Here is a 1,085-nt window from a genome sequence, read left to right as displayed (position 1 = left end):
TTCAAGCCGAAAAAATCCGTCGCGCTGTCGGGCGTGACCGCGGGCAACACGGCCCTGTGCACGGTCGGCAAGACCGGCAACGATCTGCACTATCGCGGCTACGACATTCTCGACATCGCCAGCGCGTGCGAATTCGAGGAGATCGCACATCTGCTGGTCCACGGCAAGCTGCCGACCCAGGCCGAACTCACCGCGTACAAGACGAAGCTCAAGTCGATGCGCGGCCTGCCCGCGAACGTGAAGGCCGCGCTCGAATGGATTCCGGCCGCCGCACATCCGATGGACGTGATGCGCACGGGCGTCTCGGTGCTCGGCACCGTGCTGCCCGAGAAGGACGACCACAACCTGCCGGGCGCCCGCGAGATCGCCGACAAGCTGATGGCCTCGCTCGGCTCGATGCTGCTGTACTGGTATCACTACTCGCACAACGGCAAGCGCATCGAGGTCGAAACCGACGACGATTCGATCGGCGGCCACTTCCTGCATCTGCTGCACGGCGTCGAGCCGTCGAAGGCGTGGGTCGACGCGATGCACGTGTCGCTGAACCTGTACGCGGAGCACGAGTTCAACGCGTCGACGTTCACGGGCCGGGTGATCGCGGGCACGGGCTCGGACATGTACTCGGCGATCACCGGCGCGATCGGCGCGCTGCGCGGCCCGAAGCACGGCGGCGCCAATGAGGTCGCCTTCGAGATCCAGTCGCGCTACCAGACGCCCGACGAAGCGGAAGCCGACATCCGCCGCCGCGTCGAGAACCGGGAAGTCGTGATCGGCTTCGGCCATCCCGTGTACACGATCTCGGACCCGCGCAACAAGGTCATCAAGGAAGTCGCGAGGAAGCTGTCGAAGGAAGCGGGCAACACGAAACTGTTCTCGATCGCCGAGCGGCTCGAATCGGTGATGTGGGACGCGAAGAAGATGTTCCCGAACCTCGACTGGTTCAGCGCGGTGTCGTATCACATGATGGGCGTGCCGACCGCGATGTTCACGCCGCTGTTCGTGATCTCGCGTACGGCCGGCTGGAGCGCGCACATCATCGAGCAGCGCGTCGACAACAAGATCATTCGGCCGAGCGCGAACTACAC

General features: G+C 64.5%; 1 protein-coding gene. It reads left to right on the top strand.

The genetic code is table 11. The annotated features are described in order from the left end of the window. Positions 1–1,085, top strand: a 1,085-nt coding sequence (gene prpC / locus LJ655_RS30020) for a bifunctional 2-methylcitrate synthase/citrate synthase (RefSeq protein ID WP_230564775.1), incomplete at both ends; no start/stop codon positions are given.

It is taken from the genome of Paraburkholderia translucens (genome assembly GCF_020881035.1).
Taxonomy (GTDB): Bacteria; Pseudomonadota; Gammaproteobacteria; order Burkholderiales; family Burkholderiaceae; genus Paraburkholderia; species Paraburkholderia translucens.
Note: the sequence above shows the minus strand (reverse complement) of the source record. Positions and strands in the feature narration are given on the sequence as shown.